We start from the raw sequence: 22741 nt of genomic DNA on the forward strand, positions 1-22741 counted from the left end.
CCGGCGGCCCGCTCCGCATAGGCTGTCGGTCCCACGCAGAGCGGTGCCGGAGATCCCGGGCAGTGACGAAAAAGCCGATCGACGAAGTGCGCACGCGGGTTCCGCTGCCCTTGCCTGTGCCCGATGGTGCCTCCTGGCGCAGTGCCGGGCGCGGCGCTGCCGGCGCGTGGTGCCGGGTTGATTCGCCCAACCACGATGCCCGCCCCGAGGGCGAAACGGTCCGTCTGGTCGTGATCCACGCGATCAGCCTGCCGCCCGACGAGTTCGGCGGCCCCGGAGTCGAGCAGCTGTTTACCAATACGCTCGACCCCGCAGCCCATCCCTATTACGCCGCCATCCACGGTCTGCGGGTATCGGCGCATTACTTCATCCGCCGCGACGGGGGGCTGATCGAGTTCGTCGATCCGGACCGGCGTGCCTGGCATGCGGGCGTGTCGTGCTGGGAAGGGCGTGAGTGCTGCAACGACTTTTCCGTCGGCATCGAACTCGAAGGCTGCGACACCCGGTCTTTCGAGCCGGCGCAGTACCGGCGCCTGGCCGATCTGCTCCGGATGTTGTGCCGGCGCTACCCGGTCGAGGGCGTGGTCGGGCATTCGGACATCGCGCCGGGCCGTAAAACCGACCCCGGACCCTGCTTCGACTGGGCGGCGCTCGCGCGCGCGCTGGGGCGGCGGATCTAGCGGGGGAGGGGGAGGAAGGCCGGGCGGCAGCAGATATGTTTTGACAAAATGTTTGCTGGACAATAAAATCCGCTCCCTGTTGCTATGCAGCATTTCTATTCCGGCCTGTTCCGGTATTTCTACTCGTTACGGTGCGGCGCCTTCCTCGCAGGGGAGACGCAGTTTCATGGACGCACGCACCGCGGGGCCCGTCGTCTGGTTGCGGCGATGGGCTTGACACCTACTGGCGACCGAGCATGTCTGCCCGCCACTGCGGCCCATCCGCTGCATGGCGCTCGCCCTGCCTACCGTGCAGGGCGATTCGGATCCCCCGATACGGGAGGCTCCTCAGGCAGCGGCTCCGGCCACAGCATGGAGGACACCATGAAACACGCAACTCGATTCGATACGCTCGCCCGCGAGACGGGCGGCGCCGTGCTCAGCATGGCGCACGCCGCGGTTCTTTCCTTCGGCCTGCTGGGCATGGCGCAGATGGCCGGTCAGGACGATGCCGCCGGGCACGCGCGGTTTTCCACGGTCTTTGCGGACACCGCGCCGGCGCCAGCCGAGCGCGCCGCGCCGCTGAGTGCGGCCGTCCAGCTGGCGCCCGCTCCGGTCCAGGCGGCGGGCGCGGGACGCTCGCTGGTCAGGGTGCGGGGGCTCGATGCGCTGGCGGCCGATCCTTTTGCGCGCGCAGCCGATGATTTGTCGACCGAGATGGCCCGGGTGCGCGACTGGATCGCCGACACCTACCGGGTTTCCGAAACCGCCCTCGTTCCCGCACTGGTCGCGGCCGAGACTTCGGCGCAGGAACTCGGCTTCGATCCCTTGCTGATCGTCGCGATCATGGCGGTGGAGTCCAGCTTCAATCCGCGCGCGGTCAGCAACATGGGCGCGCAGGGGCTGATGCAGGTGATTCCGCGCTATCACCAGGACAAGATCGGCCCGCAGCGCAGTAAAAACGCCTTGTTCGACCCGAAAGTGAATGTACGCGTCGGCACCCTTGTGCTGCACGAAGGCTTGCAGCGCTACGGCAGCATGCAGCGCGCGCTGCAGTACTACAACGGCGCCCTCAAGGACCCCAACGCACGCTACACGCGCAAGGTCATGGCGCTGAAGAAGCGCCTGATGACGATCGCCGGGCGCAGCGCCGGCACGCGCGGCGAGGCCGGGCAGGCGAGCTGATCCCGCCGCCGCCCCGCTTGCCGCAACGCGCTTGCACGGGGACGAAAAAACGAAAAAAGCGCCGCATGCGGCGCTTTTTTGACGACTGCGCCTGCGGCGCGGGTCAGTCGGCGTTCAGCGCCAGTTCGAACAGCTCGCGCTTCAGGACCAGTTGGCGCGGCAGACGGTCTTGCAGCTTGTCGAACCATTCCTTGTGCAGGTTCAGCTCGCTCTTCCACGCCTGTGCATCGACCTGGGTCAGGGCATCGAACTCTTCGCGGGTGACGTCCGCTCCGGTCCAGTCCAGATCCTCGAAGCGCGGCATCCAGCCGAGCGCGGTCTCCTTGGCGGAGATGCGGCCCTTGCAGCGGTCGACGATCCACTTCAGTACGCGCATGTTCTCGCCGAAGCCGGGCCACATGAATTCGCCCTTCTCGTTCATCCGGAACCAGTTCACGCAGAAGATTTTCGGCGTGTTCTCGACCACGTGACCCATCTTCAGCCAGTGGTTGAAGTAGTCGCCCATGTGGTAGCCGCAGAACGGCAGCATCGCGAACGGGTCGCGCCGGACCACGCCCTGTGCGCCGAAGGCTGCGGCGGTGGTTTCGGAACCCAGGGTGGCGGCCATGTAGACGCCGTAGTTCCAGTTGAACGCCTGGTACACCAGCGGCACGGTGGTGGCGCGACGGCCGCCGAAGATGAAGGCCGAGATCGGCACCCCGGCGGGGTCTTCCCAGGCCGGGTCGATCGACGGGCACTGGCCGGCCGGGGCGGTGAAGCGCGAGTTCGGGTGCGCCGCCTTGCGCCCGGTTTCCCTGGCGATTTCCGGCGTCCAGTCCTTGCCCTGCCAGTCGATCAGGTGCGCCGGGGCTTCCTTGGACATGCCTTCCCACCACACGTCGCCGTCGTCGGTCAGGGCGACGTTGGTGAAGATGATGTTTTCCTTCAGCGTCGCCATCGCGTTGTAGTTGGTCTTTTCCGACGTCCCCGGGGCGACGCCGAAGAAGCCGGCTTCGGGGTTGATGGCGTAGAACTTGCCGTCCTTGCCCGGCTTGATCCAGGCGATGTCGTCGCCGACGGTGGAGATCTTCCAGCCGTCGAAGGACTTCGGCGGGATCAGCATGGCGAAGTTGGTCTTGCCGCAGGCCGACGGGAAGGCGGCGGCGACGTAGGTCTTCTCGCCTTCGGGCGACTCGACGCCGAGGATCAGCATGTGCTCGGCGAGCCAGCCTTCGTCGCGCGCCATGGTGGAGGCGATGCGCAGGGCGAAGCACTTCTTGCCGAGCAGGGCATTGCCGCCGTAGCCCGAGCCGTAGGACCAGATCTCGCGCGTCTCGGGGAAGTGCACGATGTACTTGGTGGTCGGGTTGCACGGCCAGCGGCTGTCCTTCTCGCCGTGGGCGAGCGGGGCGCCGACGCTATGCACGCAGGGGACGAAGTCGCCGTCGGTGCCGAGCACCTCGATCGCGCCGCGACCCATGCGCGTCATCGTGCGCATGTTGGTGGCGACGTAGGGGCTGTCGGAAATTTCGATGCCGATGTGGGCGATCGGGCTGCCGAGCGGCCCCATCGAGAACGGCACCACGTACATCGTGCGCCCGCGCATCGAGCCCTTGAACAGGTCGTTCAGGGTCCCACGCATGACCTTCGGGTCTTCCCAGTTGTTGGTGGGGCCGGCGTCGGCCTGGTTCTGCGAGCAGATGAAGGTGCGGTCTTCGACGCGGGCGACGTCCGAGGGGTCGGAGCAGGCGAGGTAGGAATTCTTGCGCTTTTCCGGGTTCAGCTTGATCAGCATGCCGGAGGCGACCATCTCAGCGCACAGGCGGTCGTATTCTTCCTGGGAGCCGTCGCACCAGACGACACGATCGGGCTCGGTGAGCGCGGCGATTTCGCCGACCCACTTCTTGAGGCCTTCGTGGCGAACATAGTCGGGTGCGGCGGCAATGGCCGCCGTGGCGTGGCTTTGAGTCATGATTTACAGCTCTCCCGTGTGCTGTGGTGCAAAACCATCCCCGTCGGTCGGCCAGCGCTGCAGGAGGAGGCCGCCTGGCCGGCGGGCTGCACGGGCGCGGCGGCGCCCGTTTACGCGACCGCGGCGGTCCCGAGGGTAAACCGCAATCGGCGAAAGCCCGTGATTATGCCATGACCGGAGGGCTTCGATGAATGGCGGGGCGACGATCGTTGATCAGATTCTGTATGAAACTGAAACGGTCTGTTTTCACATCGCAATTTTGTTTTTCGTAATGCGGAAGATGCGTGATCCGCGTTATCCTTTGCAGCCTGGCGCAACCGGGATCGGGGCTGCGCGCTCGCCGGCGCGGCAGCTTCCACTTCTGGCGCACGGCACTCCAACGACGAGACGGGAGGACACTCATGGATGAACTGCTTCGCACCGCGGCCCTCGACTACCACCGCTACCCGCGCCCCGGGAAGATCTCGGTGATGCCGACGAAGGTGCTGTCCAACCAGCGCGACCTGTCGCTGGCCTACTCGCCCGGCGTGGCCGCGGCCTGCGACGCGATCGTCGAGGACCCGGCGCAGGCCGCCGAGCTGACCGCGCGCTCGAACCTGATCGGCGTCGTCACCAACGGCACCGCGGTACTCGGCCTGGGCAACATCGGCCCGCTCGCGGCGAAGCCGGTGATGGAAGGCAAGGGGGTGCTGTTCAAGAAGTTCGCCGGCATCGACGTGTTCGACCTCGAGATCGACGAGCCCGACGCCGACAAGCTGATCGACATGATCGCCGCGCTCGAGCCCACTTTCGGCGGCATCAACCTCGAGGACATCAAGGCCCCCGAGTGCTTCTACATCGAGCAGAAGCTGCGCGAGCGGATGAAGATCCCGGTGTTCCACGACGACCAGCACGGCACCGCGATCGTGGTCGGCGCCGCGGTGCTGAACGGCCTCCACCTGCAGGGCAAGGACCTCAAGAAGGTCAAGCTGGTGACCTCCGGCGCCGGCGCCGCGGCGCTCGCCTGCCTCGGCCTCTTGGTCAAGCTCGGGGTGCCGGTCGACAACATCTGGGTCACCGACATCGAGGGCGTGGTCTACGAGGGCCGCAGCGCGCTGATGGACCCGATCAAGGCACGCTACGCGAAGAAGACCGAGGCCAGGAAGCTCGCCGAAGTCATCGACGGCGCCGACGTCTTCCTCGGCCTGTCGGCCGGCGGCGTGCTCAAGGGCGAGATGGTGGCGAAGATGGCGGCGAATCCGCTGATCCTCGCGCTCGCCAACCCGACCCCGGAGATCCTCCCCGAAGAGGTCAAGGCGGTGCGCGGCGATGCGATCATTGCCACCGGCCGTTCGGACTACCCGAACCAGGTCAACAACGTGCTGTGCTTTCCCTTCATCTTCCGTGGCGCGCTTGACGTCGGCGCGACCACGATCACCGACGCGATGCAGCTTGCCGCGGTGAAGGCGATCGCCGAACTGGCGCGCGTCGAGCAGAGCGACATCGTCGCCGCCGCCTACGGTGAGAAAGTGGGCGGTTTCGGCCCCGAGTACATCATCCCGCGCCCCTTCGATCCGCGCCTGATCGTCAAGATCGCGCCCGCGGTCGCCGCAGCGGCGGTCGCCTCGGGCGTGGCCACGCGCCCGCTCAGCGACTGGGACGCCTATCGCAGCCAGCTCAACAACTTCGTCTGGCATTCCGGCCTGATCATGAAGCCGGTGTTCGCCGCCGCACGCATGAATCCGAAGCGGATCATCTTCTCCGAGGGCGAATCGGAGAAGGTGCTGCGCGCGGTGCAGCAGGTGGTGGACGAAGGTCTCGCCCGCCCGATCCTGATCGGCCGCCCGGACGTGGTGATGCACAACATCGAGCGCTTCGGGCTGCGCATCGCCGTCGATAGCGATTTCGAACTCGTCAACCCCGATTCGGACCCGCGTTTCAACGAGCTCTGGCAGCACTACCACGGCCTGATGGAGCGCCGCGGGGTGTCGGTGGAATACGCCAAGAAGGAAGTGCGCCGGCGCACCACGCTGATCGGCACGCTGCTGCTCAAGTTCGGCTACGGCGACGGCCTGATCTGCGGCACCTACGGCATGCACCGCCTGCACCGCGAGTTCGTCGAGACCGTGCTCGGCCGCCGCGAGGGGGTGAATCACTTGTACACGGTGAATCTGCTGAACCTGCCCGAGCGCACCCTGTTCCTCGCCGACACCTACGTGAACTACGATCCGACGCCGGCGCAGATCGTCGAGATGACCCTGCTTGCCGCCGAGGAAATGAAACGCTTCGGCATCGAGCCGCGGGTGGCGCTGCTGTCGCACTCGTCCTTCGGTGCGGCCGACTCGCCCACCGCGGAGAAGATGCGGGCGGCGTTGCGCACCCTCCACGCCGAGCATCCCGGCTTGCCGGTGGAAGGCGAAATGCAGGGCGACGCGGCGCTGGATGCGAAGCACCGGCTGCAGATATTCCCCAACGCGAGGATGCGCGAGGACGCCAACCTGCTCATTTTCCCCACCCTCGATGCGGCCAACATCGCCTTCAACCTGCTCAAGAACGCCGCCGGCGAGGGCATGACGGTTGGCCCGATCCTGCTCGGGGCGTCGAAGCCGGTGCATATCCTCACCCCCTCGGCGACGGTGCGCCGCATCATCAACATGACTGCATTGACGGTGGTGGAGGCCGGGCAGGCCGGCTGAGCCTTCTGCTTCCGGCGCGCATCGGCGTATTTTCGATGCGCGTCAGGGCGGGCAGGAGCGGAATGTGGGAAAATTTCCCGGCAGATTTCGAAAATACTTGAAAATAAATTTGTATCTGCTTATTTTTTAAATAGAAACATTCCGCAATCCTTCACCGGGCTGTCGACCATGAAGCTCAGATTCCTCGGCGCTGTGTTCGCAGCGCTGTTTGCGCTCCAAACCGGGGTGGTCGGTGCGGCATCGACTTCCGCCAGCAGTGCGCCGGCGAGCAAGCACGCGGCTGCAAAAAGCAGCGCCAAGCCGAAGGTCGCAGCCAAGCCGTCGGCGAAACGCGCCGTAACCAAGAAGAAGGCCGGGGCAAAAGCGAAGAAGCCCGCGGCGGTGCGGGCTGCAGCGAAAAAAACCATCACCGCGCCAGCGGCCGCCGCCCTCGACCACGGCAAGGAGGGCGCGGACTCCGCCGGCGCGCTGCCGGAGCTGGGCTCGAGCGCGTTTTACGTGGTCAACCAGAATACCGGCGAGGTGTTGCTCGAGCGCAATGGCGGCGCGGTGCTGCCGATCGCCTCGATCACCAAGCTGATGACCGCGATGGTGGTGCTCGATGCCGGGCAGAGCCTCTCCGAGCGCCTGAGCATCACGGGCGACGACATCGACCACCTGAAAGGCACCGGCTCGCGCCTGTCGCTCGGCACCGCGCTGACGCGCGAGGAAATGCTGAACCTGGCGCTGATGTCGTCGGAAAACCGCGCCGCCTCCGCGCTGGCACGCAACTACCCGGGCGGTGAGCACGCCTTCATCGAGGCGATGAACGTCAAGGCCCGCCTGCTCGGGCTGTGGAGCACCCGCTTCCACGACAGCACCGGCCTCAACCCGGCCAATGTCTCCAGCCCGCGCGACCTCGCCCGGCTGGTGTCCGCGGCCTCGTCCTACGCGCTGATCCGCGAGTTTTCCACCGCGCCCGAGCGCTACGTCGCCGTGCGCGGCCATTCGATGCGCTTCGGCAACACCAACGCGCTGGTGAAGAGCCCGGAATGGGCGATCAGCGTGTCGAAGACCGGCTACATTTCCGAGGCCGGCCGCTGCCTCGTGATGCAGACCTGGCTGAACCAGCAGCCGGTGGTGATGGTGCTGATGGATTCGGCCGGGCGCTACACCCGCACCGCCGACGCCAAGCGCGTGCGCAAGTGGCTCGAGCAGATGCTGCCCCAGCGTCTGGCGTCGGCGCGGCACCTCTCCGGCGGCTAGCCGGCGCTCGCGCGCAGGACGCGCGCCGGCGCTGCGGCCCGCCACTTCCTCCCCGTTTCAGGGACCCCCGCTGGCCGGCGCGTCCGTGCACCCGGTTGACCAAGATCAATCGGAGGCACGGATGCGCCGACTAGACTCGCGGGTTCGACTTACGAAACGACTGACGAGAGGAAGCTTCCATGGGTGCAGCCCTCCCCGAACCGGCCCCGAGCCGCTTGTTCCTGTCCGGTAACGACGCCGTTGCGCTCGCCGTGCGCGACGCCGGCTGCCGCGTCGCCGCCGCCTATCCGGGCACGCCGTCGACCGAGATCCTGGAGGTGCTCGCGCGCTATCCGGACCTGTACACCGAGTGGTCGATCAACGAGAAGGTCTCGCTCGAAGTGGCGCTCGGCGCCTCCATGGTGGGCGCGCGCGCGTTCTGTGCGATGAAGCACGTCGGACTCAACGTCGCCGCCGATGCGCTGATGACGATGACCGTCACCGGCACCGAAGGCGGCCTGGTGATCGCCGTGGCCGACGACGTCGGCATGTCCTCGTCGCAGAACGAGCAGGATTCGCGCTTCTGGGCACGCTTCGCCCATCTGCCGCTGTTCGAGCCGGCCGACGCGCAGGAGTCGTACGACATGACGCGCGCGGCGTTCGCGCTGTCGGAGCGCTTCTGCTGCCCGGCGATCCTGCGCCTGACCACCCGCATCTGCCACGTCAAGGGCCGGGTGATCGCCGGCGAGCGCGAAACCCACGAACCGGGCGGCTTCGTCAAGGACCCCCAGCGCTGGGTGATGGTGCCCGGCAACGCCAAGCCGCGCGTGGCGCGGATGCACGAGCGCGAAGAGGCGCTGCGTGCCGCGAGCACGGAAAGCGCGTTCAACGTGCTGCTGCCAGGCGAGGACCGGCGCATCGGCTTCGTCGTCTCCGGGCCGGCGTTCATGCACGTGCGCGAAGCCTTTCCCGCGGCGCCGGTGTTCAAGCTCGGCCAGTCCTATCCGCTGCCGCTCGAGCGCGTGCGCGAACTGGCCGCCGGCGTGGATCAGCTCCTGGTGGTCGAAGAGACCGAGGCGCTGGTCGAAAACGAGCTGCGCGCCGCGGGCATCGCCTGTTCCGGCAAGGACACGCTGCCCCGGGTCGGCGAGCTCTCGCCCGACGTGTTGCGCCCGGCGGTCGCCCGCCTGCTCGGCGAACCCGTGCCGGCGAAGGCGCATCTGGCGCCACAGCAGGTGTTCCCGCGTCCGCCGACGATGTGCGTCGCCTGTCCCCACCTGGGGATCTATTACACCCTTGCCCAGCTGCGCAACATCACCATCTCGGGCGACATCGGCTGCTACACCCTGGGGGCGGGCCAGCCCTGGAATGCGCTCGACACCTGCATCTCGATGGGGGCGTCGATGGGGGTGGCGCTGGGCATGGACAAGGGCCGCGGTGAAGCCGACGCGAAGAAGTCCGTGGTCGCCGTGATCGGCGATTCGACCTTCATGCACATGGGCATGCAGGGCCTGCTCGACATCACCTGGAACCGGGGCAACGTCACCGTCCTGCTGCTCGACAACCGCGCGGTCGGCATGACCGGCGGCCAGGACAACCCGGGCACCGGCCGCGACATCCACGGCGAGACGGTGCCGCGCATCGATTTCGCCAAGCTGTGCGAAGCCCTGGGGGTGAACAAGGAGCGCATCCATGTGCTCGACCCCTACCAGCTGCCGGTGCTGTTCAAGACGCTGCGCGAGGAGACCAAGGTCCGCGAGCCTTCGGTGATCATCACCAACCGCCCGTGCGTGCTGATCGACGACTACCAGCCGGCCCAGCCCTACAAGGTCATCGCCGACCAGTGCACCGGCTGCGGCAACTGCCTCGACGTCGGCTGTCCGGCGATCCACGTCACCCGCCGGGCGAAGGAAGTGAAGCCTTCCGGCAAGGAAGTCGAGCTCGCCTTCACCCGCATCGAGACTTCGGCGTGTACCGGTTGTGGCCTGTGCGTGCAGCCCTGCGCGCCGGAGGCGATCGTCCATGCCGCGCCCGAGCATCCGGTGAAATTCCTGCACGCGAAGATCTGAGGAACCGACCATGACCATCACCAACATCGCGGTTTGCGGCATCGGCGGCCAGGGCGTGATGACCGCCACCGAAATCCTCGCCGAGGCGGCGCTGTCGCTCGGCTTCGACGTCAAGAAGACCGAAGTTGCGGGCATGAGCCAGCGCGGCGGGGTGGTGACCTCGCACCTGCGCTTCGGCCCCCAGGTGCTGTCGCCGCAGATCGTGCCCGGGGAGGCCGACCTGCTGGTCGGCTTCGAGGCCGCCGAAGCCTTGCGCTGGTCCCACATGTTGAAGCCGGGCGGCGTCGCCCTGGTGAACCAGGGGCGCTTCGTGCCGCCGGTGGTCACCATCGGCCTCTACGACTACCCGGCCGATCCGATCGCCGAAATGCGCGCGCTGGGGGTCGAAGTGTCCGACTTCGACGCCAGCGCGCTCGCGCTCCAGCTGGGCAACATCCGCCTGGGCAACACCGTGATGCTGGGGGCGATGTCCGACCGCCTGCCCTTTCCCGCCGACGTGCTGCGCAACGCGGTGCTGGCGCGCTTCGGCGTGCGCAAGCCGGCGCTCGTCGACCTCAACCGCCAGGCCTTCGAGTTGGGGCGTGCCGCGGTCGCCCGGATGGGCGCCGCCGCCTGAGGTCGCACCGCCGGGGCGCGAAGCCGCCGCGGCGCCGGTTCAGCCGGCGTGCGGCGGGGCGTGGCCCAGGGCGCGGGAGATTTCGTCCGCGGTCTCGCGCACCAGGGGGGCCCAGTCGGGGTTGAAGCGCTCGGACGGGGTCGACAGCGACAGGCCGGCGATCAGCGCGCCGGAGTCGTCGCGGATGCCGGCGCCGATGCAGCGCACCCCCGGTTCCACTTCGTCGAGGTCGAAGGCGACGCCATGGCGGCGGACGCGGTCGAGCTCCTTTTCGAGTGCGGGCAGGGAGGTGATCGAGGCCGCCGTGGACGCCGGCAGGCCGGTGCGGCGGGCGTAGTCGCGGATGCGCTCGAGCCCGTCCTCGACCAGGAACAGCTTGCCGGTGGCGGTGGTGTGCAGCGGCGCGCGCGCGCCGACGATGTGCACCACGCGCACCGAGGAGCGTCCGCTCGAGGTGCGCTCGACATAGACGATCTCGTCGCCGTCGCGGATCCCCAGGTTGACGCTCTCGCCGGTCGCCGCGTGCAGCCTGAGCATCAGCGGCATCGCCGTCTCGCGCAGCGAAATGCGCGACTTCACCAGGCTGCCCAGTTCGAGCAGGCGGATGCCGAGCCGATACACTCCGGCGTCCGAGCGCTCGACGAAGCCGCTCTGCGTCATCGCCCCCAGAATGCGGTGCGCGGTGGACGGATGCAGCCCGGTCTCGAGCGCGAGCTGCTTCAAGGGCACAGGGTCGGCATGCTGGGCCAGCACCTCGAGCAGCTTCATCATCCGGTCGATGACCTGGATCGGGTTCTTGGCTTCGCTGGCAGGAGGGGCGGGATCGTTCTTCGGCGTGGGCACGGCGGTGGCGCTGACTCGGGTTGCGGTGAACGAGGATGGTAACCGCCCGGGTTGATTTCGCCTAATGAAATGCATTGCCGTGTAGTGAGTACGGGGCGACGACGATATACTCTGCCCCGAATCTTCGCGGCCGCGGCCTGCCCCCGTCCCGGCGGGCGCTGCCGTGGCCTGCCGTGCAACCTATCGGCGCCGTCCGGCGCCGGCGGACTGATCGATGAACCTTGTCCTGGTCGTGCTGTTGCCCTTTATCGGCGCGCTGCTCCCGGCGCTGATGATCCGTGCCGGGCGCAACGCCTGTGCGACCGCCACCTTCGCCTTCACCCTGCTCGCCTTCGCCCTGCTGCTCTCGCACGCCCCGGCGGTGTTCCGCGGTGAAGTGGTGCACGCGGGCTGGAGCTGGCTGCCCGCGCTCGGCCTGGAGGCGAACTTCTTCCTCGACGGGCTGGGCTTCTTCTTTGCCGGGCTGATCCTGGGGATCGGCCTGCTGATCATCGTCTACGCCCGCTTCTACCTCGCCAAGGACGACCCGATGGGGACGTTCTACAGCTACCTGCTGCTGTTCCAGGGGGCGATGGTGGGGATCGTGCTGTCGGACAACATCCTGCTGCTGCTGGTGTTCTGGGAGCTCACCAGCCTGTCGTCGTTCCTCCTGATCGGCTACTGGAAGCACCTCCCCGAAGGCCGCCAGGGCGCGCGCATGGCGCTCACCGTGACCGGCGCCGGCGGCCTGGCGATGATCGCCGGGATGCTGATGCTGGGCGAGATCGCCGGCTCCTACAACCTCACCGACATCCTGCAGCAGAAGGAAGCGATCCAGGCCTCGCCGCTGTACCTGCCGGCGCTGCTGCTGATCCTCGGCGGCTGCTTTACCAAGAGCGCCCAGTTCCCCTTCCATTTCTGGCTGCCGCACGCGATGGCGGCACCCACCCCGGTGTCGGCCTACCTGCATTCGGCGACCATGGTGAAGGCCGGCCTGTTCCTGCTCGCGCGGATGTGGCCGGTGCTCGCCGGCACCGCGGAATGGTTCTACCTGGTCGCCACCACCGGCCTCTTGACGATGCTGATCGGTGCCTTCATCGCCCTGTTCAAGGACGACCTGAAGGGGCTGCTGGCGTATTCCACGGTCAGCCATCTCGGCCTGGTGACGATGCTGTTCGGCTTCGGCACGCCGCTCGCGGCGGTCGCCGGGGTGTTCCACATCCTCAACCATGCCACCTTCAAGGCTGCGCTGTTCATGAACGCGGGGATCGTCGACCACGAGGCCGGCACCCGCGACATCCGCCGCCTCGGCGGCCTGCTCCAGCTGATGCCGGTGAGCGCGACGCTGGCGCTGGTGGCGGCGGCGTCGATGGCCGGCCTGCCGCCGCTGAACGGCTTTCTCTCCAAGGAGATGATGCTGCACGAGGCGGCCGCGACCGCGTGGCTGGGCAACGGCTGGGGGGTGGCGGCGCTGGCCACGCTCGCGGCCTGCTTCTCGGTGGCCTATTCCCTGCGCTACATCGTGCACGTCTTCTTCGGCCCCAAGCGCGACGACTACCCGCACCCGCCGCACGACCCCCCCGCCGGGATGTGGCTGCCGCCGGCGCTGCTGGTGGCGCTGGTGGTGCTGATCGGGCTGTTCCCCGAGACCCTCGCCGGGCCGCTGGTGGCGGTGGTGTCGGGCGCGGTCACCGGCGGCGCGGCGCCCGACTACCAGCTCGCGCTGTGGCACGGCTTCACCCCGGCGCTGGGCCTGTCGGCGATCGCGCTGGCGGTCGGCGGCGGTGCCCTCGTCGCCTATCCGCGGCTGCGCGCGCTGTGGCAGGCGGGGGCCCATCCCGAGGCCAAGGCGATCTTCGATGGCGTGCTCGCCGCCGCGGTGGCGGGCAGCCGGCGGCTGATCCACGGCGTCCATAACGGTTCCCAGCAGCGCTCGGTGGCGTTCCTGGTCGGGGCGGTGACCGCCGCCGGCTTTGCCGCCTTTTCCGCCGCGCCCCATGGCGCGGGTACGCGCGCGCTGCTGCCCGCGGTGCCGGTCGCGGTGGTCGCCTGGGTGCTGCTGCTGGGCGGCTGCGCGCTCGCCCTCCTGCTCTATCGCAAGCGCCTGCTCGCGGTGGTGGCGGTGGGGGCGGTCGGCCTCATCGTCTGCGTCGCCTTCCTCTACCTGTCCGCGCCCGACCTCGCCCTGACCCAGATTTCGGTCGAAGTCGCCACCGTGATCCTGATCCTGCTGGCGCTGTATTTCCTCCCCAAGGAAGGGCCGCTCAGCTCCAGCATCGAGCGCCAGCCGCTGCGCCATCTGCGCGACGGCGTGCTGGCCGGCGCCGCCGGCCTGGGGATGGCGCTGGCGAGTTGGGCGATGCTGACCCGCGACGGCAGCTCGCTGTCCGGCTACTACCTGGAAAACGCGGTTTCGGGCGGAGGCGGCACCAACGTGGTGAACGTGATCCTGGTCGACTTCCGCGGCTTCGACACCTTCGGCGAGATCACCGTCCTCGGCATCGCCGCGCTCGCCATCTACGCGCTCCTCGACGGCGCGCTGCACGGCCGCGTCGGGCGCCGGCTGAGCGCGTGGACGCCGGATCTGCCGGTGTCGGTCGACCGCCACCCGATGATCATGGTGGTGGCGACCCGGGTGATGCTGCCGCTGGCGCTGCTGGTCGGGGCCTACATCTTCCTGCGCGGCCACAACCAGCCCGGTGGCGGCTTCATCGCCGCGCTCGTGGTGTCGATCGCGCTGATCATGCAGTACATGGCAAGCGGCTTCGGCTGGGCGGCGCAGCGGGTCAAGGTCGATTACCACGCCCTGATCGGCGCCGGGGTGCTGATCGCCGCCGTCACCGGCATCGGCGCGATGGTGCTCGACCAGCCCTTCCTGACCTCCACCTTCGGCCATTTCCACCTGCCGCTGGTCGGCGAGTTCGAGCTGGCGAGCGCGATGGCCTTCGATACCGGGGTGTTCCTGACCGTGGTCGGCGCGGTCATGCTCGCCCTCGCCAACCTGTCGCGGATGGGCCGGCGCGCCGGCCACCTGCCGGTGAACAAGGCGCCGATGGACATCGACCCGAGCGCGGTCCCGCCCCAGGAGCAGAACTGAATGGAATTTCTCGTCGCCACCGCGATCGGCGCGATGACCGCCGCCGGCCTCTACCTGGTGCTGCGCGCGCGCACCTTCCCGGTGGTGCTCGGCCTGTCGCTGCTGACCTATGCGGTCAACCTCTTCCTCTTTGCCACCGGCCGGCTGGCGGTGAATCGGCCGCCGGTGATCGGCGCCGAGGCGATCGGCTACGTCGACCCGCTGCCGCAGGCGCTGGTGCTGACCGCGATCGTGATCTCCTTCGGCATGACCGCGGTGATCGTGGTGATGGCGCTGCGCGCCTACCTCGAAACCGGCAACGACCACGTCGATCTGCCCGGCGACGCCGACCCCGAAGCCCGCGTCGACGACTGGAAGCAGCGCCCGCGCCGGGCCGCTGGCGGAGAGCGGCGATGAACCACTGGCTGATCCTGCCCATCCTGCTGCCGGCGGTGGTCGGTGCCGTGCTCGTCATCGCCGTCCGCCACGACGTGCTGCTGGCGCGCATCTTCGCCCTCGCCTCGGGCGTGCTGCTGCTCGCGGCCGGCCTCGCGCTGCTGGTGATGTCGGCCGATGGCGAGGTCCGCGTCTATGCCCTCGGCGCCTGGCCGGCGCCGTTCGGCATCGTGCTCGCGCTCGATCGCCTGGCGGCGCTGATGCTGGTGCTGACCGCGGTGCTCGGGCTGGCAGTGCTGGGCTACGCGGTCAATGGCTGGGACGAGCGCGGGCGGCACTTCCATCCGCTGTTCCAGTTCCAGCTGATGGGCCTCAACGGCGCCTTCCTGACCGGCGACTTCTTCAACCTGTTCGTGTTCTTCGAGGTCCTGCTGATCGCCTCCTACGGCCTGATGGTGCATGGCGGCGGCGGGCTGCGGGTGAAGGCCGGAGTGCAGTACGTGGTGGCGAACCTGATCGGCTCCTCGGTGTTCCTGATCGCCGTCGGCCTCATCTACAGCGTCACCGGCACCCTCAACATGGCCGACCTGGCGCTCAAGGTGCCGCAGGTCGCCGCCGCCGACCAGGCCTTGCTCCACACCGGGGCGGTGCTGCTGCTGCTGGTGTTCGCGCTCAAGGCGGCGCTGGTGCCGCTGCACTTCTGGCTGCCCGGCACCTATGCCAATGCGCCGGGACCGGTGGCGGCGCTGTTTGCGATCATGACCAAGGTCGGTGCCTATTCGATCCTCCGCCTGTACATCCTCGCCTTCGGCGCCGAGGCCGGCGGCGCGGCCTGGCTGGCCGCACCCTGGCTGCTGCCGGCCGGGTTGCTGACCCTGGTGCTGGGCATGCTCGGCGTGCTCGCGGCGCGCAGCCTGGGGCAGATGGCGAGCTTCGCGGTGATCGGTTCGATGGGCATGCTGCTGGCGACGGTGGCGCTGTTCACCGTGCAGGCGACCGCCGCCGCGCTCTACTACCTGCTCCATTCCACCCTCGCCGCCGCGGCCCTGTTCCTGATCGCGGACCTGGTGGCCGAGCGCCGCGGCGTGCACCGCGACCGTTTCGACCTCGCCCCGCGGCTGGCGCAGGGGGGGCTGGTCGCCGGCCTGTTCTTCGTCGCCGCCATCGGCATCACCGGGATGCCGCCGCTGTCGGGCTTCATCGGCAAGCTGCTGATCCTCGACGGCGCGCGCACCGCCACCCAGGCGGGCTGGTTCTGGAGCCTGATCCTGGGCACCTCGCTGATCGCCATCGTTGGCTTTTCGCGTGCCGGCAGCCTGCTGTTCTGGAAGTGCAGCGCGCTTGAGGCGGGGCCTCCGGCCTACCGTCCGGCACCGGCGCTGCCCTTCGTTGCGGTCGGCAGCCTGCTCGCCGGGCTGGTGGCGTTGACCGTCTTCGCCGGCCCGCTGCATCGCTGGCTGGAACTCACCGCGGCGCAGCTCTACGCCCCGGCGGGCTATATCGAGGCGGTGCTCGGCGCCGCGGGAGGACCCCACCGATGAGCCGCAACTCTGCCGCCGGGGGCGGGCGCAGCCGGGCTGCGCGCTGGCTGCCGCATCCGCTGCTGACGCTGGTGCTGGTGGCGCTGTGGATGCTGCTGCTCAACAGTTTCAGCGTCGGCGGGCTGCTCGTCGGCCTGGGCCTGGGGCTGCTGATCCCGATCGCCACCAGCGACTTCTGGCCCGGGCGCCCGCCGGTGCGCGCCTACCGCAAGGTGCTGTCCTACTCCGCGCTGGTGCTGTGGGACGTGATCGTCGCCAACCTCCAGGTCGCGCGCCTGATCCTGTTCCGCCGCAACGAGCGCCTGCGCGTGCGCTGGGTCGCGCTGCCGCTGGAGCTGCGCTCGCCCGAGGCGATCACGATGCTCGCCGGGACGATCACGATGACCCCGGGCACGGTGTCCTGCGACCTCTCCGCCGACGGCCGCAGCCTGCTCGTGCACTGCCTCGACGCGCCCGACGCGGAGGATGCGGTGCGCCAGATGAAAGAGCGCTACGAGGCCCGCCTGAAGGAGATCTTTCCATGATCGAGCCTGCCCTCGACTTCGGCTTCTTCGCCGTCTCGCTGGCCCTGCTGCTGAACCTGTGGCGCCTGTGGCGCGGACCCACGGTGATGGACCGGGTGCTGGCGGTCGACACCATGGTGATCAACGCCATCGCCCTGATCATCCTGTTCGGCATCGAGCAGCGCACCACGATGTTCTTCGAGGCCGCGCTGCTGTTCGCGATGTTCGGCTTCATCTCCACCGTCGCCTACTGCCGCTTCATCCTGCGCGGCGACGTCATCGAATGAGGCGGCGATGAACTTCCTGCTCGAACTGGCGATCGCCGCGCTGATCGTGCTCGGCGGCGTGTTCGCCCTCGTCGGCTCGATCGGCCTGGTCAAGCTCCCCGACCTGCTCACCCGCCTGCATGCCCCGACCAAGGCGACCACGCTCGGCGTCGGCGGCGCGCTGGCGGCGTCGATGCTGTTCTTCTTCGGCATCGAGGACCGGCTGTCGATCCACGAACTGCTGATCAGCGTGTTCCTGTTCCTGACCGCGCCGATCACCGCCCACTTCATCGCCAAGGCCCATCTCCACGAGCACGTCGACCTGCGCGACCGGCTCCCGCCCACCGGCCGCCCGCAGGGCTGGAGCACCTTCGACGGCGTGCCCGAAGCGGACGACGCCGAGCGCGACAGCGACCCGCCGCCGCGCTGAAGGCCGGCCACGGCGGCGGCCCGCCCGCGCTCAGCGCGGCGGCTCGGCCGCGCCCTTGTCGCCGTAGGCCGCGGCAAAGGCTTCGATGACCTGCTGCACGATGCGGCGCTGTTCGGGCGGCAGGCACAGGAAGGCATCAAGGCTGGCGCGCTCGGCATAGCTCAGCTGCGCCCAGCGTTCCTGCGCTGCGCGCACCGAGCGCACCGCGTCCTCGCCGAAGCGCAGCACCTGCGGCTCCACTTTCAGCCACTCGGCCAGAACCTGGAGCTTGTCCTGGGCGGGGATGGCTTCTCCGCGCAGCCACCGCCTCACCGCCTGCAAGCTGATCGGCCTGCCCCAGTACCGGCGATTGAATTCCCGCTCCAGCACGCTCGGGCGCAAGGGCACCCCCTGGGCCTGCATCGCGCTGCATAAGCGGGCGCCAAAACTTTCTTTTTCATTCATGAACAGAACGTGAAGTTTTTGGCATCAGTACTTATTCATTGCGGTTTAAGATCGAGTGAAAAGTTGGTTCATCCGTGCCCGAGTGCACGCGCCCCGCTTCCACCCCCTTGGGTCGTTTTCCGCGTCCTCTTATGCTTTTCGCCGAGGGGTCGCCACCGAAGCCGAGGGCGGCAGGGGACGCGGCCCCTTGCATTATTTCCCCGCTGGCAGCCGGTGGCGTGGTCCGTACCCGGCACCTTGCAGCCAGACCCACCCTTTATGGAGCCCGACATGAACCCCCCCGGACCACCCGGCACCGCTCCCGCCGCGGGCATCGCCAGAGTGCCGCTCGCTGCCGCCGGCGTGCTGCTCGCGGGGGCGTACATCGCAGTCGCCCTGGGGGCGATCCTGCTGTCCCGCGAATCGGGCAAGATAGCGATCCTGTGGTATGCCAATGCAATGGCCGTGGTGTTCTTCCAGTTCCGCCCCAGCCGCGACTGGGCGGTGCTGACCGGAGCCCTGGCGGTAGCGGTGATGGCGGTGAATGCGTTCACCGGCAAGGACTTCGGGCTGTCCCTGGTTTTTCTCCTCGGCAATGGCTTCGAGGTTCTGCTCGGCGCGGCCTTGCTGCGGCGCTTCTGTTCGCCGGCGGCGAGTCTGCAGGAGGTTTGCGCACTGCTGAAGGTCCTGCTGCTGGGCGGGGTGGTTCCGCCGTTTTTCAGCGCGCTGATCGCCGCCGCGGCCTTGTCCGCCGGTGGGGGGGATGATTTCCTGGCGATCTGGCTGATCTGGTTCGAGGGCAGCGCGCTCGGCATGGTCGCGCTCCTGCCGCTGGGCATGCTGCTGCTGGTGCGGGGCTGGCGCAGCGTGTCGCAGGAGGTGTCGCGCCCCGAAGTCGTGCTCGGGCTGGTGCTCGTGTCCGCGGTCGCGGGGTGGGCGCCGCAGTGGGTGGAACACCCCTACATCTATGTTTCGACCAGCCTGGTCCTGCTCGCTGCGATCGGCCACATGGCGGGCGCGGCGAGCGCGGTCCTGCTGGTTTCGATCATCGTCGGCATCCTCACCGCAAAAGGCGCGTTCGGCCCCGTGGCAGACACCGATGCGTTCGGCGAGGCGCTGTTCTATCTTCCCCTGATCCTCACCCTGGTGCCGCCGGTCCTGCTCGCCGCCAGCCTGGAGCGGGTGCGGCGCACCCTGCGCCGGCTCGCCGAAAGCGAAGAGGACTTCCGCATCCTGTACAACGAAACTCCGGCGATGATGCAGGCCGTCGATCCGCAGGGAAAGCTGGTCAGCGTCAGCGAGGCCTGGTGCCGGCGGCTGGGTTATTGCGCCGAAGAGGTGATCGGCCAGCGTCCGTCCGAATTCATGACTGCGGAGTCGCGGGAGCGGGCGCTCGAGGAAATTTGGCCCCGCCTCCTGCGCGAAGGGCGAATCGATGGTGCCGAGCTGCAGATGCGCACCCGCAGCGGCGCGCCGGTCGACGTCCGGATCTCGGCGATCCGGCAGCGCAGCCTGGATGGAGGCCTGCTGCGCACGCTGGCGGTGTTGACCGACGTCACCGAAGAAAAGCGCCTGGCCGAGCAGATGACCTACCTGGCGCACCATGATGCCCTGACCGGGCTGCCCAACCGGATGCGCTTCGAGGACGGGATCCAGCACGCCTGTGTGCACGGTCATCGCCACCACGACCGCTTCGCCGTCCTCTACATGGACCTCGACCAGTTCAAGCACATCAACGATACCCTGGGGCATGGCGTCGGCGATGAGCTGCTCAAGGCCGTCGCCCAGCGCCTGAACGCGACCCTGCGCGACAGCGACATGGTGTCCCGCCTCGGCGGCGACGAGTTCGTGATGTTGGCGAAAAACCTCTGCAGCCGCGAAGACGCCGGGGCGATCGCACGCAAGCTCGTCAAGCGCGTGGCGCAACCCGTCCTTGTCGGAGATGCCACGATCAACGTCAGCATCAGCCTGGGCATCGCTGTCTTTCCCGACGACGGCAAGACCCCTGCGGCCTTGATCACGCACGCGGACCAGGCGATGTACCGTGCCAAGCGCAACGGCCGCAACCAGTTCTGCTTTTTTTCCGAGGCTGCACCGGAAGGGGACGCACCCGCGCAGGCTTAGCGCGGTGAGGGGCGCGCGCCAGCGACTGAAACCGCTGCGGCCTGCGGAGGGGTTTGGGCGATAATGGCGGCCTCGGGCGTGCCGCCGGTGCCGCCGGCGCGATCGCGCCGACTGCCCGCCGCCCCGCCTCCTTTTCCCCGCCCGCTGCGCTTGCGGGTCCTCCAGGAACGCTCGTGAACACTGTACGCCGAACGCCTCCCGCGCCCGCTCCGTCCCGCATCCGCGGCACCCTCAAGCTGCGCCCCCGCGCGAGCGAAGAACAACCCGCCACGAGCGAAGACGAGCACGGCCAGCCGCCCGCCCGCCCGGCACCGGAGGCGCTTCCCGCGGGACGCAAGCGTCCGCTTGACGAGGGGAAGGCGCGTCCGCCCCGTACCCACGGCGCCGACGCGGGCAAAGGCAAGGCGGGCACGCCTTCCGCGGGCAAGAGCAAGGACGCGGGGAAGGGTCCGGGCAAGGGCAAGGGCACGGGCAAGGCTCCGGAGCGCCCGCGCCCGGCGGGCGGCGGCAAGCCGGGGCACAGCGCCGGGGAGCGCAGCCGGCTTCCCCCGGCGCCGGCTGCGGCGGAGCGCGGGCCGCGCCCTGAGCGCGGGGCACGCGCCGCCGGGCCGGCTCCTTCCCGCCCGGCGCCGGCCGCGCCACCGCTGCCGCCGGCGGCACCTCCGCCGGACGGCGTGCGCCTGTCCAAGGTGATGGCCGAGCGTGGGATCTGCTCGCGCCGCGAGGCCGACGAGTTCATCGAGCGCGGCTGGGTCTTCGTCGATGGCAAGCGGGTGTCCGAACTGGGCGTGCGGATCGATCCGCAGGCGCGCATCACGCTCGCGCCCGAGGCGACGCGCACCCAGCAGCAGCGCGTCACCATCCTGCTGCACAAGCCGGTGGGCTACGTCTCCGGCCAGCCCGAGCCCGGCTACGCCCCGGCGGTGAGCCTGATCGGCGCCGACAACCAGTTCGATCGCGACAGCGCACAGCGCTTCCACCCCAGCCAGCTGAAAAACCTCGCTCCGGCCGGCCGGCTGGACATCGACTCCACCGGCCTGCTGGTGCTCACGCAGGACGGGCGCATCGCCCGTCAGCTGATCGGCGAACATTCGGAAGTCGACAAGGAATACCTGGTCCGCGTCGAAGGCAGCCTCACCGCCGACGGCCTCGCCCTGCTCAACCACGGCCTCGAACTCGACGGCCGCAGGCTGCGCCCGGCCAAGGTGGAGTGGCTCAACGACGACCAGCTGCGCTTCGTGCTGCGCGAAGGGCGCAAGCGCCAGATCCGACGCATGTGCGAGCTGGTCGGGCTGACGGTGGTGGGCCTCAAGCGCGTGCGCATCGGCCGCGTCAGGCTTGGCGAGCTGCCGCTGGGCCAGTGGCGCTTTCTGCGCGACGACGAGCCGTTCTGAACGTCGCCCCGGAAGCGGCCGCTTTTTTCGCTTCTGCACCCGCCTGCGGCGGTCGTCGCGCCGGGTGTTGCGGCGCCGCTGGGGTCAGGGGGGCGGTTCTTCCTCCGCCCGCCGTTCTGCCTGCAGGTCGCGCGCGAGAGCGTCGCCCAGCGCGCCGGTCTTCGGCGTCATGCCGCTGCGATGGGCGGCGCGGGCCACCGCATGCGCGGCCAGCGGCGCGGTGGCGAGCACGATGACGAGCGCGAAGACGGCGCCGAGCGCGCTCGCGCCGCTGCTTGCGGCGGCCACGCCGCCGAGCACGAGGGCGGCCCCCAGGGCCCCCGCCTTGCTTGCCGAATGCATGCGGGTGTAGCTGTCGGGCAGGCGCAGCACGCCGATCGCGCCGACCAGGCCGACGAGCGCGCCGCCCAGCAGCAGCGCCGACGGCAGCCAGGCGAGCAGGCCGTGGCTCATGGCGTGTCCTGCCCGGGAGGTGCGCCTTCGGGGGCGCGCCCGAGCGCCGGCGGATTCCGTTCCGCGCGGGCTGGCGCTGCCGCGGCGGGCGGCAGGGGGGCGTCGGCCGCGGTCACGCGCTCGTCGGGGCCGCGGCCGCGGCGGCGGAACATCGGGATAAAGGCGGTGGTGCCGAGGAAGGACACCAGCGCCAGCACCACCGCGGCGTCGACCAGCACGGCCTGGGCGGTGGCCAGCGCGAGCAGGGCGATGACGCCGATGCCGATCATGGTGAGGGCGTCGATCGCCACCACGCGGTCGGTGGCGTGCGGCCCGCGGATCAGGCGGATCAGGATCAGCGCCGCGCTGACGCCCTGCAGGGCGAAGGTGAGCGGCAGCACCCAGGCCGCACCGGCGATTTCGCTCATCATGGCGCGTGCTCCCCGGAGCGGGGCGCCGGTGGGGAAGGCGCCGGTGGGGGGGCTTCGCCGGCGTCGATCCAGCGCAACAGCCGGCGTTCGATCTCGCGCACGCCGTCTTCGACCGCATCGGCGTCGTCTGCGTCGAGGGCGTGGATGTACATCAGCCCCGACTGCGGCGCGTAGTCGAGGGCGAGGGTGCCCGGGGTGAGGGTCAGCAGGCAGCCCAGCAGGGTGGCGATGCGCTCGTCGGCGCGTGCGAGCCGCACGCGCACGACGGCCGGCGCGGGGGCGACGCGGCGGCCGAGGACGATGCGGGCGACGTGGACGGTGGCCTTGAAGACCTCGGCGATGAACCACAGGCCGAAGGCGGTACCGATTTCGAGCCGGCGGACGTAGCGGCGGATGCCGAGCAGCTCGGCCGCGAGGCGCAGCGCGAGGTGGACGACGAGGAAGGCGGCGACCACGCCGAGCGGGCTCAACGCACCGCCAAAGGCGGCCAGGCCGAGCGCGAGCAGGATGTGCACTCCGAGCAT

At 69.1% G+C, this 22741-nt stretch carries 20 protein-coding genes; 14 read left to right on the forward strand and 6 right to left on the reverse strand.

The annotated features are described in order from the left end of the window. Nucleotides 1-62: 62 nt before the first annotated feature. Nucleotides 63-680 carry a 1,6-anhydro-N-acetylmuramyl-L-alanine amidase AmpD gene (gene ampD, locus Tchl_RS03915; protein ID WP_408646118.1) on the forward strand — a complete coding sequence of 206 codons (618 nt, stop codon included), beginning with the start codon at nt 63-65 and terminating at the stop codon, nt 678-680. A gap of 363 nt (nt 681-1043) precedes the next feature. Then, nucleotides 1044-1844: a lytic transglycosylase domain-containing protein gene (locus Tchl_RS03920; protein ID WP_075147245.1), complete on the forward strand. Its 801-nt coding sequence runs from the start codon at nt 1044-1046 to the stop codon at nt 1842-1844. 103 nt (nt 1845-1947) lie between these two features. On the opposite strand, the gene Tchl_RS03925 is transcribed toward Tchl_RS03920, so the two are convergent. After that, on the reverse strand, nt 1948-3795 hold the full coding sequence (locus tag Tchl_RS03925; protein WP_075147246.1) for a phosphoenolpyruvate carboxykinase (GTP): 1848 nt from the start codon (nt 3793-3795) through the stop codon (nt 1948-1950). Nucleotides 3796-4196: 401 nt separating this feature from the next. On the opposite strand from Tchl_RS03925, the gene Tchl_RS03930 reads away from it, so the two are divergent. The 4 genes from Tchl_RS03930 (at nt 4197) to Tchl_RS03945 (ending at nt 10379) form a co-directional block, all read left to right on the forward strand. Continuing rightward, nucleotides 4197-6470, forward strand: coding sequence for an NADP-dependent malic enzyme (locus Tchl_RS03930; protein ID WP_075147247.1), 2274 nt, complete (start codon nt 4197-4199; stop codon nt 6468-6470). A gap of 168 nt (nt 6471-6638) precedes the next feature. Continuing rightward, nucleotides 6639-7715: a D-alanyl-D-alanine endopeptidase gene (gene pbpG, locus Tchl_RS03935; RefSeq protein ID WP_075147248.1), complete on the forward strand. Its 1077-nt coding sequence runs from the start codon at nt 6639-6641 to the stop codon at nt 7713-7715. 179 nt (nt 7716-7894) lie between these two features. Continuing rightward, nucleotides 7895-9763: a thiamine pyrophosphate-dependent enzyme gene (locus Tchl_RS03940; protein WP_075147249.1), complete on the forward strand. Its 1869-nt coding sequence runs from the start codon at nt 7895-7897 to the stop codon at nt 9761-9763. Between the two features lie 10 nt (nt 9764-9773). Continuing rightward, nucleotides 9774-10379: an indolepyruvate oxidoreductase subunit beta gene (locus Tchl_RS03945; RefSeq protein ID WP_075147250.1), complete on the forward strand. Its 606-nt coding sequence runs from the start codon at nt 9774-9776 to the stop codon at nt 10377-10379. A gap of 39 nt (nt 10380-10418) precedes the next feature. On the opposite strand, the gene Tchl_RS03950 is transcribed toward Tchl_RS03945, so the two are convergent. After that, a complete protein-coding gene (locus tag Tchl_RS03950) occupies nt 10419-11150 on the reverse strand; it encodes an IclR family transcriptional regulator (RefSeq protein ID WP_232311708.1) in 732 nt (243 codons plus the stop codon). Nucleotides 11151-11436: 286 nt separating this feature from the next. On the opposite strand from Tchl_RS03950, the gene Tchl_RS03955 reads away from it, so the two are divergent. From Tchl_RS03955 to Tchl_RS03980, 6 genes are read left to right on the forward strand one after another with little or no spacing between them, the layout of a single operon-like run. Beyond that, complete coding sequence (locus tag Tchl_RS03955; RefSeq protein ID WP_075147252.1) at nt 11437-14298, forward strand: monovalent cation/H+ antiporter subunit A; 2862 nt, start codon at nt 11437-11439, stop codon at nt 14296-14298. Then, complete coding sequence (locus Tchl_RS03960) at nt 14299-14694, forward strand: Na+/H+ antiporter subunit C (protein ID WP_075147253.1); 396 nt, start codon at nt 14299-14301, stop codon at nt 14692-14694. After that, on the forward strand, nt 14691-16214 hold the full coding sequence (locus Tchl_RS03965) for a monovalent cation/H+ antiporter subunit D (RefSeq protein WP_075147254.1): 1524 nt from the start codon (nt 14691-14693) through the stop codon (nt 16212-16214). Before Tchl_RS03960 ends, Tchl_RS03965 begins: the two co-directional genes overlap by 4 nt. Beyond that, nucleotides 16211-16738 carry a Na+/H+ antiporter subunit E gene (locus Tchl_RS03970; RefSeq protein ID WP_075147255.1) on the forward strand — a complete coding sequence of 176 codons (528 nt, stop codon included), beginning with the start codon at nt 16211-16213 and terminating at the stop codon, nt 16736-16738. The genes Tchl_RS03965 and Tchl_RS03970 overlap by 4 nt, the downstream gene beginning before the upstream one ends. Continuing rightward, entirely contained in the window at nt 16735-17004 is a 270-nt protein-coding gene (locus Tchl_RS03975; RefSeq protein WP_075147256.1) for a K+/H+ antiporter subunit F, read from the forward strand. The genes Tchl_RS03970 and Tchl_RS03975 overlap by 4 nt, the downstream gene beginning before the upstream one ends. 7 nt (nt 17005-17011) lie before the next feature. After that, nucleotides 17012-17413, forward strand: a complete 402-nt coding sequence (locus tag Tchl_RS03980; RefSeq protein WP_075147257.1) for a Na+/H+ antiporter subunit G — start codon at nt 17012-17014, stop codon at nt 17411-17413. A 30-nt stretch (nt 17414-17443) separates the two neighbouring features. On the opposite strand, the gene Tchl_RS03985 is transcribed toward Tchl_RS03980, so the two are convergent. After that, nucleotides 17444-17857 (reverse strand): transcriptional regulator, encoded by a 414-nt coding sequence (locus tag Tchl_RS03985; protein WP_075147258.1) that lies wholly within the window; start codon nt 17855-17857, stop codon nt 17444-17446. Nucleotides 17858-18127: 270 nt separating this feature from the next. Here Tchl_RS03985 and Tchl_RS03990 point away from each other — a divergent pair, with 270 nt between their 5' ends. Together Tchl_RS03990 and Tchl_RS18095 are read left to right on the forward strand one after the other, a co-directional pair. Continuing rightward, nucleotides 18128-19960 carry a sensor domain-containing diguanylate cyclase gene (locus Tchl_RS03990; RefSeq protein WP_075147259.1) on the forward strand — a complete coding sequence of 611 codons (1833 nt, stop codon included), beginning with the start codon at nt 18128-18130 and terminating at the stop codon, nt 19958-19960. A 173-nt stretch (nt 19961-20133) separates the two neighbouring features. Next, nucleotides 20134-21354, forward strand: coding sequence for a pseudouridine synthase (locus tag Tchl_RS18095; RefSeq protein WP_075147260.1), 1221 nt, complete (start codon nt 20134-20136; stop codon nt 21352-21354). A gap of 84 nt (nt 21355-21438) precedes the next feature. On the opposite strand, the gene mnhG is transcribed toward Tchl_RS18095, so the two are convergent. From mnhG to Tchl_RS04010, 3 genes are read right to left on the reverse strand one after another with little or no spacing between them, the layout of a single operon-like run. Further along, the gene (gene mnhG / locus Tchl_RS04000) at nt 21439-21807 is read right to left on the reverse strand and encodes a monovalent cation/H(+) antiporter subunit G (RefSeq protein ID WP_075147261.1); all 369 of its coding nucleotides are present in this window, start codon (nt 21805-21807) and stop codon (nt 21439-21441) included. Then, on the reverse strand, nt 21804-22217 hold the full coding sequence (locus Tchl_RS04005) for a monovalent cation/H+ antiporter complex subunit F (protein ID WP_083945147.1): 414 nt from the start codon (nt 22215-22217) through the stop codon (nt 21804-21806). Before Tchl_RS04005 ends, mnhG begins: the two co-directional genes overlap by 4 nt. After that, nucleotides 22214-22741, reverse strand: coding sequence for a Na+/H+ antiporter subunit E (locus tag Tchl_RS04010; RefSeq protein WP_075147262.1), 528 nt, complete (start codon nt 22739-22741; stop codon nt 22214-22216). Before Tchl_RS04010 ends, Tchl_RS04005 begins: the two co-directional genes overlap by 4 nt.

It is taken from the genome of Thauera chlorobenzoica (assembly GCF_001922305.1).
GTDB classification, from domain to species: Bacteria; Pseudomonadota; Gammaproteobacteria; order Burkholderiales; family Rhodocyclaceae; genus Thauera; species Thauera chlorobenzoica.